Origin of the sequence: Streptomyces sp. NPDC050534, from assembly GCF_044457745.1 — a bacterium.
Taxonomy (GTDB): domain Bacteria; phylum Actinomycetota; class Actinomycetes; order Streptomycetales; family Streptomycetaceae; genus Streptomyces.
This window is the reverse complement of record NZ_JBITHF010000006.1, coordinates 386,380-401,520: the sequence shown is the minus strand read 5'-3', so window position 1 is coordinate 401,520 and position 15,141 is coordinate 386,380. Positions and strand designations below refer to the sequence as shown.

General features: G+C 68.4%; 14 protein-coding genes and 2 pseudogenes. 11 read left to right on the top strand and 5 right to left on the bottom strand.

Translation table 11 applies throughout. From position 1 onward, the window contains the following. Nucleotides 1–76 precede the first annotated feature (76 nt). The gene (locus ACIBN2_RS21930) at nucleotides 77–1,528 is read left to right on the top strand and encodes an NCS2 family permease (RefSeq protein WP_399136380.1); all 1,452 of its coding nucleotides are present in this window, start codon (nucleotides 77–79) and stop codon (nucleotides 1,526–1,528) included. Between the two features lie 7 nt (nucleotides 1,529–1,535). On the opposite strand, the gene ACIBN2_RS21925 is transcribed toward ACIBN2_RS21930, so the two are convergent. Then, the gene (locus ACIBN2_RS21925) at nucleotides 1,536–1,724 is read right to left on the bottom strand and encodes a ribbon-helix-helix protein, CopG family (protein WP_399136696.1); all 189 of its coding nucleotides are present in this window, start codon (nucleotides 1,722–1,724) and stop codon (nucleotides 1,536–1,538) included. A gap of 174 nt (nucleotides 1,725–1,898) precedes the next feature. On the opposite strand from ACIBN2_RS21925, the gene ACIBN2_RS21920 reads away from it, so the two are divergent. From ACIBN2_RS21920 to thpR, 3 genes are all read left to right on the top strand, one after another. Next, on the top strand, nucleotides 1,899–2,336 hold the full coding sequence (locus tag ACIBN2_RS21920) for a MarR family winged helix-turn-helix transcriptional regulator (protein WP_399136379.1): 438 nt from the start codon (nucleotides 1,899–1,901) through the stop codon (nucleotides 2,334–2,336). A 23-nt stretch (nucleotides 2,337–2,359) separates the two neighbouring features. Next, a complete protein-coding gene (locus ACIBN2_RS21915; RefSeq protein ID WP_399136377.1) occupies nucleotides 2,360–3,721 on the top strand; it encodes an MFS transporter in 1,362 nt (453 codons plus the stop codon). 79 nt (nucleotides 3,722–3,800) lie between these two features. Continuing rightward, on the top strand, nucleotides 3,801–4,373 hold the full coding sequence (thpR, locus tag ACIBN2_RS21910; protein ID WP_399136375.1) for an RNA 2',3'-cyclic phosphodiesterase: 573 nt from the start codon (nucleotides 3,801–3,803) through the stop codon (nucleotides 4,371–4,373). Nucleotides 4,374–4,566: 193 nt separating this feature from the next. On the opposite strand, the gene ACIBN2_RS21905 is transcribed toward thpR, so the two are convergent. Then, a complete protein-coding gene (locus tag ACIBN2_RS21905; protein ID WP_399136695.1) occupies nucleotides 4,567–5,421 on the bottom strand; it encodes an aldo/keto reductase in 855 nt (284 codons plus the stop codon). Nucleotides 5,422–5,505: 84 nt separating this feature from the next. Here ACIBN2_RS21905 and ACIBN2_RS21900 point away from each other — a divergent pair, with 84 nt between their 5' ends. From ACIBN2_RS21900 to ACIBN2_RS21880, 5 genes and pseudogenes are all read left to right on the top strand, one after another. Further along, on the top strand, nucleotides 5,506–7,155 hold the full coding sequence (locus ACIBN2_RS21900) for a recombinase family protein (RefSeq protein ID WP_399136373.1): 1,650 nt from the start codon (nucleotides 5,506–5,508) through the stop codon (nucleotides 7,153–7,155). A 303-nt stretch (nucleotides 7,156–7,458) separates the two neighbouring features. Next, the gene (locus ACIBN2_RS21895; RefSeq protein WP_399136372.1) at nucleotides 7,459–7,767 is read left to right on the top strand and encodes a hypothetical protein; all 309 of its coding nucleotides are present in this window, start codon (nucleotides 7,459–7,461) and stop codon (nucleotides 7,765–7,767) included. Beyond that, the gene (locus tag ACIBN2_RS21890) at nucleotides 7,760–8,299 is read left to right on the top strand and encodes a hypothetical protein (protein ID WP_399136370.1); all 540 of its coding nucleotides are present in this window, start codon (nucleotides 7,760–7,762) and stop codon (nucleotides 8,297–8,299) included. The genes ACIBN2_RS21895 and ACIBN2_RS21890 overlap by 8 nt, the downstream gene beginning before the upstream one ends. Nucleotides 8,300–8,583: 284 nt before the next feature. Further along, nucleotides 8,584–9,138, top strand: a pseudogene (locus ACIBN2_RS21885) (recombinase family protein). A 68-nt stretch (nucleotides 9,139–9,206) separates the two neighbouring features. Next, a complete protein-coding gene (locus ACIBN2_RS21880) occupies nucleotides 9,207–10,196 on the top strand; it encodes an aldo/keto reductase (RefSeq protein WP_399136369.1) in 990 nt (329 codons plus the stop codon). 135 nt (nucleotides 10,197–10,331) lie between these two features. Here ACIBN2_RS21880 and ACIBN2_RS21875 read toward each other — a convergent pair. Further along, a pseudogene (locus ACIBN2_RS21875) lies at nucleotides 10,332–10,484 on the bottom strand (aldo/keto reductase); the annotation flags it as partial. Nucleotides 10,485–10,533: 49 nt separating this feature from the next. After that, nucleotides 10,534–11,208, bottom strand: coding sequence for a GDSL-type esterase/lipase family protein (locus ACIBN2_RS21870; protein ID WP_399136367.1), 675 nt, complete (start codon nucleotides 11,206–11,208; stop codon nucleotides 10,534–10,536). Nucleotides 11,209–11,333: 125 nt separating this feature from the next. Between ACIBN2_RS21870 and ACIBN2_RS21865 the strand changes: the two genes are divergently transcribed. Next, nucleotides 11,334–12,308, top strand: coding sequence for a WD40 repeat domain-containing protein (locus ACIBN2_RS21865; RefSeq protein ID WP_399136366.1), 975 nt, complete (start codon nucleotides 11,334–11,336; stop codon nucleotides 12,306–12,308). 113 nt (nucleotides 12,309–12,421) lie between these two features. Beyond that, nucleotides 12,422–13,939, top strand: coding sequence for a cellulase family glycosylhydrolase (locus ACIBN2_RS21860; RefSeq protein ID WP_399136365.1), 1,518 nt, complete (start codon nucleotides 12,422–12,424; stop codon nucleotides 13,937–13,939). Nucleotides 13,940–14,006: 67 nt separating this feature from the next. Here the strand turns inward: ACIBN2_RS21860 and serC are convergent, their stop codons facing one another. Further along, nucleotides 14,007–15,125: a phosphoserine transaminase gene (gene serC, locus ACIBN2_RS21855; protein WP_399136364.1), complete on the bottom strand. Its 1,119-nt coding sequence runs from the start codon at nucleotides 15,123–15,125 to the stop codon at nucleotides 14,007–14,009. Nucleotides 15,126–15,141: the final 16 nt, after the last annotated feature.

Sequence of the window (15,141 nt, the reverse complement as noted above, 5' to 3'; positions counted from 1 at the left end):
AGATAGCGTTTACGGCTTTCATATGTTCATACTGAAACTGTTTGCGTCTGTCCACTTCTGCTCGTAGGAACATCCAATGCCCACCTCGGCTCCCGCCAAGGTCCCCGCCCCCGACCAGTCGGGACAGGCGCCCGCCAACGGCCCGCTCGACCGCTACTTCAAGATCTCGGAGCGGGGCAGCTCGATCCCGCGTGAGATCCGCGGCGGTTTCGCCACCTTCTTCGCGATGGCCTACATCGTCGTGCTGAACCCGATCATCCTGGGCAGCGCGAAGGACGTGTACGGGCATCACCTGGACAACGGTCAGCTCGTGACCGCGACCGCGTTGACCGCCGCCTTCACCACGCTCCTCATGGGTGTCGTCGGCAACGTCCCGATCGCGCTCGCCGCCGGCCTCGGCGTGAACTCGGTCGTCGCGCTCCAGCTCGCGCCCCGGATGTCCTGGCCGGACGCGATGGGCATGGTGGTCCTGGCCGGCTTCGTGGTGATGCTGCTGGTCGCCACCGGGCTGCGCGAGCGCGTGATGAGCGCGGTCCCCTACAGCCTGCGCAAGGCGATCGCCATCGGTATCGGCCTGTTCATCATGCTGATCGGTCTGGTCGACTCCGGCTTCGTCTCCCGCATCCCGGACGCCGCGCAGACCACCGTGCCGCTCCAGCTCGGCGCCACCGGCCACCTCAACGGCTGGCCGGTGCTCGTCTTCATCCTGGGCGCCCTGCTCACCCTCGCGCTGATCGTCCGCAAGGTCCCGGGCGCGATCCTGATCTCGATCGTCGCGATGACGGTCGTCGCGGTGATCATCAACGCGGTCGCGAAGATCCCGAGCTGGGGTCTGACGACGCCCAAGTGGCCCGGCAACCCCGTCGCCACCCCGGACTTCGGCCTGATCGGGAAGGTCAGTCTGTTCGGCGGCTTCTCCCACGTCGGCGTGCTGACGGGCGTCCTGTTCGTCTTCACGGTGCTGCTGTCGTGCTTCTTCGACGCGATGGGCACGATCATGGGCGTCAGCGACGAGGCCAAGCTGACCGACGCCCAGGGTCAGATGCCCGGCATCAACAAGGTCCTCTTCGTCGACGGCATCGCGGTCGCGGTGGGCGGCGCCAGCTCCTCCTCGGCCACCACCTGCTTCGTGGAGTCCACGGCCGGTGTCGGCGAGGGCGCGCGCACCGGCTTCGCGAACGTCGTCACCGGCGGGCTCTTCGCCGTGGCGCTGTTCCTCACCCCGATCGCCACCATGGTCCCGTCCCAGGCGGCCACCCCGGCCCTGCTCGCGGTGGGCTTCCTGATCCTGGCCGGCTCGGTCAAGGAGATCGACTGGGCCGACTACACCGTCGCCGTCCCCGCCTTCGTGACGATGGTGATGATGCCGTTCACCTACTCGATCACCAACGGCATCGGCATGGGCTTCATCACCTTCGTGGTGCTGCGCCTCGCGGCCGGGCGGGCCAGGGAGATCCCGGTGGCGATGTACGTCGTCTCCGCGGTCTTCGCCTTCTACTACCTGATGCCGGCCCTCGGCCTGACGTGAGCCGCGCTCACGTGACCCCGTAGAACTTCTCCGTCGCCTCTACGGCGGTGTGGAACCGTTCGTCGAAGTCGTCCCGAATGAGCGTCCGGACCACATAGTCCTGGACGCTCATTCCTCTTTTGGCGGCGTGGTCCCGGAGCCGTTCGAGCAGCTCCCCGTCGATCCGCAGGCTGAGCACGCTGGTCCCCATGAACACGAGGGTCGCGGGCGGACTCGCTGAGATGTTCACTTTCCGCCACCGACTCACTCGTACGGGTGATGCTGTGTTTACCGGGCGCAGCCCGCGGACGCCCGTTTCCCGTGGCCGGAGTCACGGAATCCAGGTGCCCCGCCAGCTTGTTTAGAGAGAGTAATGAGTTACTCTAAAGATATGTCGGACCTCACCCATGGCGACGACGCTGCCGCCGTGAACTCCCTGCGCTCAGCTGTGATGCGGCTGTCCCGCCGGCTCAAGCACCAGCGGGTCGACGAGTCGCTGAGCCCCACCGAGATGTCGGTGCTGGGCACCCTGGCCCGCTGCGGTACGGCCACCCCGGGCGAACTCGCCCGCAAGGAGCACGTGCAGCCGCCGTCGATGACCCGCATCGTCGCGCTGCTCGAGGCCAAGGGGCTGGTCCGGCTGGAGCCGCACCCCGAGGACCGGCGCCAGAAGGTCGTCACCCAGACCGAGCAGGCCGAGGCGATGCTCGCGGAGAGCCGCGCCAAGCGGAACGCCTTCCTGGCCAACCTGGTAGAGGGCCTGGACGAGGACGAGTGGGCGAAACTGCGCGCCGCCGCCCCCGTGCTGGAGAAGCTCGCGCATCTGTAAGCCACAACGAGGAGGTGTCCCTTTTGAGTTCGGGACCCGGAGCAGACTCCGCCCCCGCACCGACCACCCACTACTCACCGCCCACCCCCCGACCCGCCCGCAAGTCCTCGATGTTCGCCTCGCTGAAGGTCCGCAACTACCGGCTGTTCTTCGTCGGCCAGGTCGTCTCCAACATCGGCACCTGGATGCAGCGCATCGCGCAGGACTGGCTGGTCCTCAGCCTCACCGGCTCCGCCACGGCCGTCGGCGTCACGACGGCACTGCAGTTCCTGCCGATGCTGCTCTTCGGTCTCTACGGCGGCGTCCTCGTCGACCGGCTGCCCAAGCGGCGCACACTGCTGTTCACACAGGCCGCGATGGGCGTCACCGCCGTCGCGCTCTCCGTCCTGACGCTCTCCGGGGACGTCCAGGTCTGGCACGTGTACGTCGCCGCCTTCGCGGTCGGTCTCGCCACGGTCGTCGACAACCCGGCCCGCCAGTCCTTCGTCTCCGAGATGGTCGGCACGGACCAGCTGCAGAACGCGGTCAGCCTGAACTCCGCCAACTTCCAGTCGGCCCGGCTGATCGGGCCCGCCGTCGCCGGCCTGATGATCACCGGCGTGGGCACCGGCTGGGCGTTCCTCTTCAACGGCCTGTCGTTCGTCGCCACCATCGGCGGACTGCTGGCGATGCGCTCGCGTGAGCTGCACGTCGTGGAGCGCAGCCCGCGCGGCAAGGGGCAGCTGCGGGAGGGCCTGCGCTATGTCGCCGGACGCCCCGAGCTGATCTGGACCATCGTCCTGGTCGGCTTCATCGGCACCTTCGGTTTCAACTTCCCCGTGTACCTGTCCGCCTTCGCCGACGACGTCTTCCACGCCGGCGCCGGTGCGTACAGCCTCTTCAACACGCTGATGGCGGTCGGCTCGCTGGCGGGCGCGCTGCTCGCGGCCCGGCGCGGCACGGCCCGGATGCGGGTGATGATCGCGGCCGCGGTGGTCTTCGGCGGGCTGGAGCTGGTGGCGGCCGCGGCGCCGTCGCTGTGGCTGTTCGCCCTGATCATGGCCCCGATCGGGATGTTCGGCATGACGGTCAACGTCACCGCCAACACCAGTGTCCAGGTGAGCACCGACCCGGCCATGCGAGGGCGGGTGATGTCCCTCTACATGATGGTGTTCATGGGCGGTACGCCGATCGGTGCGCCGATCGCCGGGTGGATCACGGACGCGTACGGCGTCCGCGCGGGCCTCGCCGTCGGCGGCGCGATCGCCGCGGCCGCGGCGATCGCGATCGGCCTGGTCCTGGCCCGCGTCGGCAACCTCCGCCTCTCGGTCGGCTGGAACCGGGGCCATCCGCACGTGCGGTTCGTACCGCGCGAGGTGCGGGAGCAGCTGGCGCCCGCCGCGTGACGACGGAGCCGGCCCGGGGGTCACAGTGGAGTGGCCGGTGCGGTGATCTCCATGTCCTCGTGGTGGCAGGGTGGTGCGCATGAGACTCTTCGCCGCCGTGCTGCCGCCCGAGGACGTCGTGCGGGAACTCGCCGCGGAAGTCGACCGGTTGCGCGCACTGCCCGGCGCGGAGCGGCTGCGCTGGACCGGCCGCCCCGGCTGGCACTTCACGCTCGCGTTCTACGGCGAGGTCGACGACGAGGCCGTACCGGAGCTGTCGGCCCGCCTGGAGCGCGCCGCGCACCGGACCGGGCCCTTCGCCCTGGCCGTCCGCGGCGGCGGCCAGTTCGGGCACGGACGGGCGCTGTGGGCCGGCGCGGAGGGTGACCTGCCGGCCCTGCGCCTGCTCGCGGACCGCGCGGAGGCGGCGGCCCGCAAGGCGGGCGTCCCGATGGGAGATCACCGCCGCTACAAGGCCCACCTGACACTGGCCCGCAGCCGCGACGCGGTGGACGTCCGCCCGTACCTGACCCCCCTCGCGGACTTCACCGGCCCCACCTGGACGGTGACGGACCTGGCCCTGGTCCGCAGCAACCTGCCGAAGTCGGGAGTACCGGGCGAGCAGCCGCGTTACGAGGCGATCTCCCGCTGGAAGCTCGGCGGCGCCGGATAGTTCCGTCCCGCGCCGGCGCGGGAGCGGCCGCGCTACGAGGCAGCCGCCCGCCGGGCACTTCGCGGAGCCGGTTACGCTCGATGGCGTGGACCCGAAGACCCGGAACCGGATCATGGCCGGTGCGCTTGTGCTGTTGTTCGTCGTGGTGGCGTTCGCGGCGGCGATCGGGAGGTAGCCGACCGCCGCCGGTCCGCTACCAGGCGAAGGCCTCCGGGGACGGTCCCGGACCCGGGAAGATCTCGTCCAGCCCGGACAGGAGTTCCCCGCTCAGCTCCAGCTCGGCCGCGCGCAGGGCGGAGTCGAGCTGCTCGGCCGTGCGCGGGCCGACGATCGGGCCGGTCACGCCGGGCCGGGTCAGCAGCCAGGCGAGAGCGGCCTCACCGGGCTCCAGCCCGTGCTTGTCGAGCAGGTCCTCGTACGCCTGGATCTGGGCGCGGATGGTGGTGTTGGCGAGGGCGTCCGCGGCCCGGCCGCTCGCCCGGCGCCCGCCCTCGACCTCCTTCTTGATGACGCCGCCGAGCAGTCCGCCGTGCAGCGGCGACCAGGGGATGACACCCAGGCCGTACTCCTGCGCGGCCGGGATGACCTCCATCTCCGCGCGCCGCTCGGCGAGGTTGTACAGGCACTGCTCGCTGACGAGGCCGATGGTGCCGCCGCGCCGCGCGGCGATCTCGTTGGCCTGGGCGATCTTGTAGCCGGGGAAGTTGGAGGACCCGACGTAGAGGATCTTGCCCTGCTGCACCAGCACGTCGATCGCCTGCCAGATCTCCTCGAAGGGAGTCCGCCGGTCGACGTGGTGGAACTGGTAGACGTCGATGTGGTCGGTCCGCAGCCGCTTCAGGCTGGCGTCGACCGCGCGCCGGATGTTCAGGGCGGAGAGCTTGTCGTGGTTGGGCCACGCCTCACCGTCGGCGGCCATGTTGGCGTACACCTTGGTGGCGAGGACGACCTTGTCGCGCCGGTCGCCGCCCTTGGCGAACCAGTTCCCGATGATCTCCTCGGTACGGCCCTTGTTCTCGCCCCAGCCGTACACGTTGGCGGTGTCCAGAGATCAATTTTGACGCCATGATTCCAATCACATACTGTCACCTCTCGTGCACGAAGCGTGCCGCAGGGGGGAGGGGGAACGAGCATGGCGAGAGTTCTGGGCGTGGTTCGTCTGTCGAGGGTGTCGGACGAGACCACATCGCCGGAGCGTCAGCGTCGGTCCATCCAGCGATGGGCCGACCAAGAGGGGCATGTCGTCGTGGGATGGGTCGAGGACATCGACGTGTCCGGCGGGGTGGAGCCGTGGAAGCGTCCGGAGTTCGGCAAGTGGCTGCCTTCGACCATCGGGAAGGAGGTCAGCGCGATCGAGCACCGGATTGCGATGGAGGAGTCGCGTGCCGACGAGTACGACATCCTCTGCGCGCTGAAGATCGACCGACTCTCGCGGCGCGTGCTGCACGTGCACACCCTCCTGGAGTGGTGCGAGAAGAACGGCAAGGAGGTCGCGACCGTCGAGGAGGGGATCAACCTCAACACGCAGGTGGGGAAGCTCCTCCTCAGCCTGATCGCGTCCTTCGCGGAGGGTGAGCTCGAAGCCATCAAGGCGCGTGCGAAGTCGTCCTACAACCACCTGGTGAAGGAGGGGCGCTGGCGCGGTGGCCGCACTCCGTACGGGTATCGCGAGGAGAAGCAGGAGAGCGGTGAGGGGTGGAAGCTGGTGCCGGACGACTACGGGACGGACACAGCCGGGACGCTCCGCGAGATCGTTCGCCGGCTCATCGAGGGCGAATCGGCGAACAGCATCGCGCAATCACTCAACGAGGACACGTCCAAGACCCCGACCTCCCTGGACGCCCAGATGATCCGGAGCGGTAAGACCCCGAAGGGGAGCCGCTGGACCGCAGCGAACACGTCCCAGGTGGTGCGCTCCCGCTGTGTCCTGGGGCAGATGGAAGTGAGTGAGGAGGTGATGGTTGATGGGAAGAAGGTGAAGCGGACGCGAGTCGTCCGGGACGCGGACGGCCGGCCTCTTCAGCGTGCGGAGCCCTTGATCACGCAGGAGGAGTGGGGGGTGGCCAACAAGAAGCTGGACGAGAACACCAGTAAGCGCAACGGAAACCGCAAGGGCGGGTCACCCCTGCTGCGGGTCGCCTTCTGCACCTGCGGGGAACCCGCGTATCTCGGTCCCGGTCGCAACTGGCCCTACTACCGCTGCGCCTCGCGGACCACCCACAAGCCGTGCCCGACCGGAAGCAAGGGCATCGCGGCGCACACGCTGGAGGACGCCGTGGAGGAGGCGTTCCTGCTGGCCGCCGGGGACGTCGAGATCGTCCGGAAAGCCTTCCGCCCGGGGGTGGACTACACGCGCGACATCGTCGAAGTGAACCGTGCCTTGGCGGACCTGCGGGAGGACCGCGAGGCGGGCCTCTACTCCAGCGAGCTGGGCAAACAGGAGTACCGCGAGACGTACAAGCGGCTGGAAGCGCGACGCGAGCAGCTCATCGCTCAGCCCACACGACCGGATACCTGGGAGGAGATCCCGACCGGAGAGACCTACCGGGAGCGGTGGAGCAAGCTGTCGACTCAGCATGAGAAGGGCAAGGAGCTCCGTGCCGCAGGGGTCAAGGCCATCATCCATGCCGAGTCGATTCGGGGGATGACGGCCGTGCAGGCCATGTCCGTGGACGGCCATGACGGCATGTGGCAGCACCCCGTCGGACGGGTTCAGGTTCTGATCCCGTTGGACTTCAAGCAGCGCGTACGCAACATCGCGGCGGTTCGCAGCGAGGACTGACGAAGCCGAAGCGCGAGAGGAACCGAGAGGGCCTCGAACGCGGGGCCCTGTCGGCCTTTGTAAGTGCGTCAGCCGTCTGACCTCTGGCGGCCTGCGGCCGACCAGCACGCAGACCGCTGGCGAACTGCGAAGCCAGAAGCCGCCCAACGACAAAGAGGTAAGCAGCAGGGGCGGCTGTAGCTTTCGCCTGTCGCATCGCCGTAGGAGAGAGTAATCCCTCCAACTCGAACGAGGTAGCAGAGTACGGGAGTTGAGACTGTGAACGCGTTGCTCAGAGTGCCGCGTGCGCCGTACCGTGACCGCGTGGCAACCTTCAACCAGTACAACCAGACTGTCGGCGTTCAGCACAACGCTGAGAACATGATCGTTGGATCGTCGGCCTCGATGGCCGACATTGCTGCGGGGCTGGAAAACGTCCTGGCGCACGCTCACCAGACGGAGCCGCTCCTGCCTCCCGAGGTACAGGCGGAGCTGGAGTCCGCGCGCAATGCAGCAGCGTCTGGCGACACCGCTGAGACGGGAGGACGGCTGCGGCGAGTGCTCGAGATGGGCAGCCTGGCCACGGGCATCGGGAGTCAGATCGCCGCGATGCTTGGGGCGCTCAGTGGATGAAAGCAGCTTCGACCAGCAGGGGCAGCACGTAGGACTTCAGTTCAACGCCGATCTCCAGACAGTTGAAGAGACGGTATTCGGCGACAAGTACTCGATCACCGTTGCCCACCAGGCGGACTCTCCACGTCAACGCGCCGCGAGCGAGATGTACGTGAACATGGCGCGACTCTCCGAGACTGTCAAGCAGGTCTGGAACCACGTAGTGGAAAGGGGGAATGCCCCCGGTGACACAGATGAGCTTCAACGACTGCGGCACGACACGCTGACGCACCTTGACCAGCTCACGGTTCAGCTCCTCCGATTTCGCGCCGCAGTGCCGTCATGGAAGGAGGAGAGTGGGCCCAAATTTCTGCACGATGAATTCATCGAAGCAATGAATGAGGTCATGAGGCTGGCGGCCAGATGGAGCGGCGAGATTCACCAAACCCCAAGAGATGCGCTTACAGCAGAGATCTGGCCCGAAGTCGAGGGCGCAGTAATGCACATGGAGGCCATGTTGAGGATGTTCCTGCACAAAGTCGTGAGAGCTTGATCAACCCTGAAACCGTGGCGCGATCTCAGCCGGTAAGACTCGGCGGTCGAGCATAGACCCTTCCGGGGGTCGTACCCCACCCCTTTCCGCCATCGCCAAGGCTGGCCCGTGCCGCGGCCGGCGAATGGCTGTGCGCCCGCGCGGGTGACTGGCAGGCTGCGCTTACCAGCGGGCCCGCGAGATCACAGCGACGCACAGGCAGACGGCATGCGTCGGTACCACCGCGACCGACAAGGCACAGCGCGTGATCAGAAACGAGCGTCTCAGAAACCACTGGCCAGCTCATCGGGTACGCCCGAGTCTCCACCGGCGACCAAGAGACGCAGCTCCAGCGCGACGCGCTCGCCGACGCAGGCTGCGCCCGCATCTTCGAGGACAAGGCCAGCGGCAAGCACGCCGATCGGCCGGAGTTGCACGTAGCACTCGACTACGCCCGTGCCAGCGACACCTTGTGCGTGTGAAAGCTGGACCGCTTCGCCCGGTCGCTCATCGACCTCGTGTCCATGGTCGACACCCCTCGAGAGCGGGACATCGGCTTCCATGTGCTTACGGGTGCACTGGCCAGCATCGACCCCGGCACGGCCGACGGCCGCCTCATGCTCCAGGTCGTCGAAGCGATGGCCGAGTTCGAGCGCAGCCTCATCAAGGAGCGCACCCGTGCCGGGCTGGACGCGGCCAGGGCGCAGGGGCGTACCGGTGGACGGCCCGGTGTCACGAACGACGACATGCTCACGGTCGCCCGCGCCAGACGGGTCAAGGGCGAGAGCGTCAATGCCATCGCCAAGGCCCTGGGCGTCTCACACGCCACGCTGTACCGGCACATCGACGAGGGCGCCTGAGGCAGGCGTACCCGCCGCCCGCCGGACGTCTTGCATGAAGTGGACTCGAAGGGGTTCGCTTGGCGTCCATGGAATACACGCAGCTGGGACGTACCGGACTCAAGGTCAGTCGCATCGTGCTCGGCACGATGAACTTCGGCCCTCAGGCGGATGAAGTCACCAGCCACACCATCATGGATGCGGCGCTCGATGCGGGGCTGAATTTCGTTGACACTGCAAATGTGTACGGGTGGGGCGAGAACAAGGGGCGCACCGAGGAGATCGTCGGTACCTGGTTCGCCAAGGGCGGCGGGCATCGTGACAAGACGGTCCTGGCCACCAAGGTCTACGGGAACATGGGCGCCGACGGACCGGCCTGGCCCAACCATGACCGGCTCAGCGCCGTGAACATCCGCCGCGCCGTGGACGCTTCCCTCAAGCGGCTCCAGACCGACTACATCGACGTCTACCAGTTCCATCACATCGACCGGTCGACGCCGTTCGAGGAGATCTGGCAGGCGATCGACGTCTTGATCCAACAGGGGAAAATCCTGTACGCCGGTTCCTCGAACTTCCCCGGCTACAAGATCGCCCAGGCCAATGAGATCGCGAAGACACACGGCCGGGTCGGGCTCGTCAGCGAGCAGTGCCTCTACAACCTCGCCGAGCGCCGCGCCGAGATGGAGGTCATCCCTGCCGCGCAGGACTACGGCCTCGGTGTCATCCCGTGGTCGCCGCTGCACGGCGGGCTGCTCGGCGGAGTCCTCAAGAAGGAGGCCACGGAGGGGCGCCGGGCGAGCGGACGGGCCGCCGACGCCCTCAAGGACGCCCGCACGCGAGAGCAGATCCAGGCGTACGAGAACCTGCTCGACAAGCACGGCATCGAACCGGGCGAGGCCGCCCTGGCCTGGCTGCTCACCCGTCCCGGCGTGACAGGACCGATCGTCGGCCCGCGCACGCAGGAGCAGCTTGACTCGGCTCTGCGCGCCCTCGAACTGGACCTGGGCGCGGAGCTTCTTGCGGCTCTCGACGAGATCTTCCCGGGGCCGGGACCGTCCCCCGAAGCTTTCGCATGGTGAAGTAACAAATCTGCATGTGGACCGGTGCCTCCTGCTCTGCGTGCAGGGCGAGTTGGGGGCGGCGGTCGGTGCTCTCTGTGGTCCCGCGTGCGCGCTGGCGGCACGCTACGATGCAGTTCGGTATGAAAATTGCGGGTTGGCGGTGTCGAAGAAGTTGATGCCGGCCGCCAGCGCCGCGTCCATGATCGCGTGGCTGTCGGCCTCGTCCGTCTGCGGTCCGAAGTTCATCGTGCCGAGGACCAGTCGGCTGACCTTGAGTCCCGTGCGTCCGAGTTGCGTGTACTTCATGACCACCCAGCCAACGGCGTCGAGTGCGCTCTAGGCAAGGGGAAAGGGCTCAGAGCTCGTAGGGCTCGCCCACTCCCCACGCCTGGTGCATCGCGTCGGCGAAGGCCGCGGCGATCTTGTGCTCGCCGCTCGCGTTCGGGTGCGTGCCGTCGTAGGTGTCGAGGTTGATGTCGTACGAGGGCGGGGGCGAGGCCAGCAGCAGGGGGGAGCGGGGCTCGTCCAGGTCGGCGAGCGCCTTCGCCAGCAGCTCGTTGAAGCGCGCCACCTGGGCGGCGAAGGGGGCGTCGGCGGCGGCGCGGACGTTCGGGATCACCGGCAGCACGACGATCCGCACGCGCGGCCCGGCCGCCCTCGCCTCCGCCACGAACCGCCGTGCGTTGTCCGCCGTCTGGTCCGCGTCGGTGTAGAAGCCGAGGTCGATCAGGCCCAGCGAGACCAGCAGCACGTCCGCGCGGCAGGAGCGCACCGCCTCGCCGATCAGCGGCACCATGTGCTGCCAGCCCTCGCCCCAGCCGGCCAGATGGCCGCAGGGGAAGGCGGGATCGGCGTAGTCGTACGACGTCGGCGCGTCCGTCGCCTTGTCGTAGAGCGTCTCGCGCGGGCCGACGACGGTGAACGGGCCACCGTACGTGTCACGCAGGTGCCGCCACATCCGGTACCGCCAGGTGTGTTCGCCCGCGCTCCCGATCGTCATCGAGTCGCCGACCGGCATGAACCTGAGCATCCGCTCATGATGGACGATGCGCGGGGGATCAATGGGACGGGTGTGGTGTGAGCCCTGCCACGGCGGGGCGCGTCGGGAACCCGGTGCGGGCGGTCAACCGTTCGGCGGGATGGCAGGCTTGGTGCATGCGCCGACCGTTCGCCCTCCTCGCCGGAGTTCTGCTCGTGGGCGTCTTCGCCCTGCCCGCCGCGGCCGACGACGGGGGCCGGGGGTTCACCATCAAGGACCCGCGCATCACCGAGTCCAGCGGCCTCGCCGCCTCCCGTCTGCACCCCGGGATCTACTGGACGCACAACGACAGCGACGACGGCCCGTACATCTACGCGGTGGACAGTTCGACCGGGAAGACGGTCGCCCGCGTCACGCTGAGCGGCGTCGGCCGGCCCCGCGACGTCGAGGCCATCTCCATCGGCCCGGACCACCAGATCTACGTCGGCGACATCGGTGACAACCTCGGCGGCACATGGCCCTACGTGTGGATCTACCGGCTGCCCGAGCCGAAGAAGCTGGTCGACCAGACGATCCGGGCCACGCAGTACGTCGTGAAGTACGCGGACGGGCCGCGCAACGCCGAGTCGCTGGTCGTCGACCCGAAGAGCGGCCGACCGTACATCATCGACAAGAACGAGGACGGCGGGCACCTCTACGAGGGGCCGGCCAAGCTCTCCACCTCCGGTGCGAACATCTTCCGGCCCGTCGCCGCCGTCGACCTCTGGGCCACCGACGCGGCCATCTCGCCCGATGACCAACAGCTCGCCGTACGCGGCTACTTCGGCGGGATCTACTACGACTGGAACGGCGGGAGGATCAAGCGAGCGGGCCGGCTGAACGTGCCGCTCCAGGGGCAGGGCGAGTCCGTCACCTACTCGATCGACGGGACCCGGCTCCTGTACGGCAGCGAGGGCTCCGACAGCCCGGTGCAGGTGGAGGACGCCCCGGGAGCGAAGGGCGGCTCCAAGTCGCCCTCCTCGGGCGGTGGTTCGGCGAGCTCGGACAACGGCGGGGGCGTCACGTCCGGCAACGTCAAGATCGGCGCGCTGGCCGTCGCCGCGGCGGCGGCCGTCATCTTCGGCTTCCGCCGTCTGCTGCGGCGCAACTGAACACCCGCAGCATGCTTGACGTGTTCATGTAGCTACGGCTTCCATGGAGGTGCCGGGTTGTGGGAGCGCTCCCACTCGTTCCGGGCCCGCGCCTCCCGAGAGGAAGCAGCGACATGTTCCGCAGCCTGCGAAGAGTGCTGTGCGCCGTTGCCGTGGCGCTCGTGTTACCGCTGGCCGGGTCAGGTGTCACCACGGCGGACGCGGCCGAGGCGCCCGGGGCCGGGTACTGGCACACCAGCGGCCGTCAGATCCTCGACGCGGCCGGGCAGCCGGTCCGGATCGCCGGGATCAACTGGTTCGGCTTCGAGACCGGCAACCACGTGGTCCACGGCCTGTGGTCCCGCGACTACAAGTCCATGATCGACCAGATGAGGTCGCTGGGCTACAACACCATCCGGCTCCCCTACAGCGACGACATCTTCAAGCCCGGCACCGTCCCCAACAGCATCGACTTCAGCAGCGGCAAGAACGCGGACCTGCAGGGCCTCGACTCCCTCCAGGTCATGGACAAGATCGTCGCGTACGCCGGCCAGGACGGCCTGAAGGTCATCCTCGACCGGCACCGGCCGGACTCCGGCGGGCAGTCGGCGCTCTGGTACACCTCGGCCGTCCCCGAGTCGACGTGGATCGCCGATCTCAAGGCCCTGGCGGCGCGTTACCGGGGCCAGGACACCGTCATCGGCATCGACCTGCACAACGAACCCCACGATCCGGCCTGTTGGGGCTGCGGCGACGCGGCCACCGACTGGCGCCTGGCCGCGCAACGGGCCGGCGACGCGGTGCTGTCCGTCAACTCCGACCTGCTGATCTTCGTCGAGGGCGTGCAGACGTACAACGGCGTCTCCGGCTGGTGGGGCGGCAACCTCATGGGCGTGGGCCAGTACCCGGTGCAACTCGACGTGGCGAACCGGGTCGTGTACTCCGCCCACGACTACGCGACCAGCGTGGCGCAGCAGCCCTGGTTCAGCGATCCGTCCTTCCCCGCCAACATGCCGGGCGTGTGGGACAAGTACTGGGGCTACATCTTCAAGCAGAACATCGCGCCGGTCTGGGTGGGCGAGTTCGGTACCACGCTGGCGTCCACGGTGGACCAGAAGTGGCTCACCGCGCTGGTGAGTTACCTGCGGCCGACCTCGACCTACGGCGCCGACTCCTTCCAGTGGACCTTCTGGTCGTGGAACCCCAACTCGGGTGACACGGGCGGGATCCTGAAGGACGACTGGCAGACCGTGGACACCGTGAAGGACGGCTACCTGGCGAGCGTCAAGGCACCGCTGTTCCCCGGTACGGGCACGGGCGGCGGGGGCGGCGGCGGGGGCGGCGGCAGCACGGCCGCATGCAGCGCCGCCTACACCGTCAGCAGCGACTGGGGCAGCGGCTTCAACGCGGACGTGAAGGTCACCAACACCGGCACGGGCCCCCTCACGTCCTGGAAGGTCACCTGGACCTTCGACGGCTCCCAGCAGGTCGGCTCCATGTGGAACGCCTCGTACACGCAGACCGGCCGGACGGTGACGGCGACGAACGCCGCCCACAACGGCGGTGTGGCGGCGGGAGGTTCGACGAGCTTCGGCTTCGGGGCGGCGCCGGGCGGGGGCGCGGTGCCGAGCGTGAGCTGCACGGCGGGATGAGAGAAGGGCGCCGGGTGGGTGTCACCGGGCGCCCTTCACCGTCGTACGGGTGTCGTACGGGTGACGACTACAGCTTCTCGATCACGTAGTCGACGCACTTCGTCAGGGCCTCGACGTCCGCCGGGTCGATCGCCGGGAACATCGCGACGCGGAGCTGGTTGCGTCCGAGCTTGCGGTAGGGCTCGGTGTCGACGATGCCGTTGGCGCGCAGGACCTTGGCGACGGCGGCCGCGTCGACCTCGTCGGCGAAGTCGATGGTGCCGATGACCTGGGAGCGCTTGGCCGGGTCGGCCACGAAGGGGCTCGCGTACTTGAGGTCCTCGGCCCAGGTGTAGAGGCGGGTGGAGGAGTCCTTGGTGCGCGCGGTGGACCAGGCCAGTCCGCCCTGGCCGTTGATCCACTCCAGCTGCTGGTTCAGCAGGAAGAGCGTGGCGAGAGCCGGGGTGTTGTACGTCTGGTTCTTGCGGGAGTTGTCGATCGCCGTCGGGAGCGAGAAGAACTCCGGGACGTGACGGCCGGACGCGTGCACCCGCTCGGCGCGCTCGATCGCGGCCGGGGAGAAGACGCCGATCCACAGGCCGCCGTCGGAGGCGAAGGACTTCTGCGGGGCGAAGTAGTAGACGTCCGTCTCCGACACGTCCACCGGCAGGCCGCCGGCGCCGGACGTGGCGTCGACCAGGACCAGGGCGCCCTCGTCGGCACCGGCCACGCGCTTGATCGGCATGGCGACACCGGTCGAGGTCTCGTTGTGCGTGAAGGCGTAGACGTCGACGCCCGCCTCGGCCCGCGGCTCCGGGTGGGTGCCGGGGTCGGAGGCGATCACGGTGGGCTCGGCCAGCCAGGGCGCCAGCTTGGCGGCCTTGGCGAACTTGGAGCTGAACTCGCCGAAGTTGAGGTGCTGCGACTTGTTCTCGATCAGGCCGTGGGTGGCGATGTCCCAGAACGCCGTCGAGCCGCCGTTGCCGAGGACCACCTCGTAGCCCTCGGGCAGCTGGAACAGGTCGGAGATGCCTTCGCGCACCTTGCCGACCAGGTTCTTCACCGGGGCCTGGCGGTGGGACGTGCCGAGCAGAGAGGTGCCTGTCGCGGCGAGGGCGTCCAGGGCCTCCGTCCGCACTTTGGAGGGACCCGCGCCGAAACGTCCGTCCGCGGGCTTGATGTCAGCGGGAATCTGAATCTCAGCCACGAGCCGGAGGGTATCC

Bases quoted from the DNA above. Each gene is read 5' to 3' on its own strand.
- ACIBN2_RS21920 (WP_399136379.1), top strand. From the start codon at position 1,899: ATGTCGGACCTCACCCATGGCGACGACGCTGCCGCCGTGAACTCCCTG.
- ACIBN2_RS21930 (WP_399136380.1), top strand. From the start codon at position 77: ATGCCCACCTCGGCTCCCGCCAAGGTCCCCGCCCCCGACCAGTCGGGA.
- ACIBN2_RS21865 (WP_399136366.1), top strand. From the start codon at position 11,334: ATGCGCCGACCGTTCGCCCTCCTCGCCGGAGTTCTGCTCGTGGGCGTC.
- thpR (WP_399136375.1), top strand. From the start codon at position 3,801: ATGAGACTCTTCGCCGCCGTGCTGCCGCCCGAGGACGTCGTGCGGGAA.
- ACIBN2_RS21900 (WP_399136373.1), top strand. From the start codon at position 5,506: ATGGCGAGAGTTCTGGGCGTGGTTCGTCTGTCGAGGGTGTCGGACGAG.
- ACIBN2_RS21870 (WP_399136367.1), bottom strand. From the start codon at position 11,208: ATGCTCAGGTTCATGCCGGTCGGCGACTCGATGACGATCGGGAGCGCG.
- ACIBN2_RS21860 (WP_399136365.1), top strand. From the start codon at position 12,422: ATGTTCCGCAGCCTGCGAAGAGTGCTGTGCGCCGTTGCCGTGGCGCTC.
- ACIBN2_RS21880 (WP_399136369.1), top strand. From the start codon at position 9,207: ATGGAATACACGCAGCTGGGACGTACCGGACTCAAGGTCAGTCGCATC.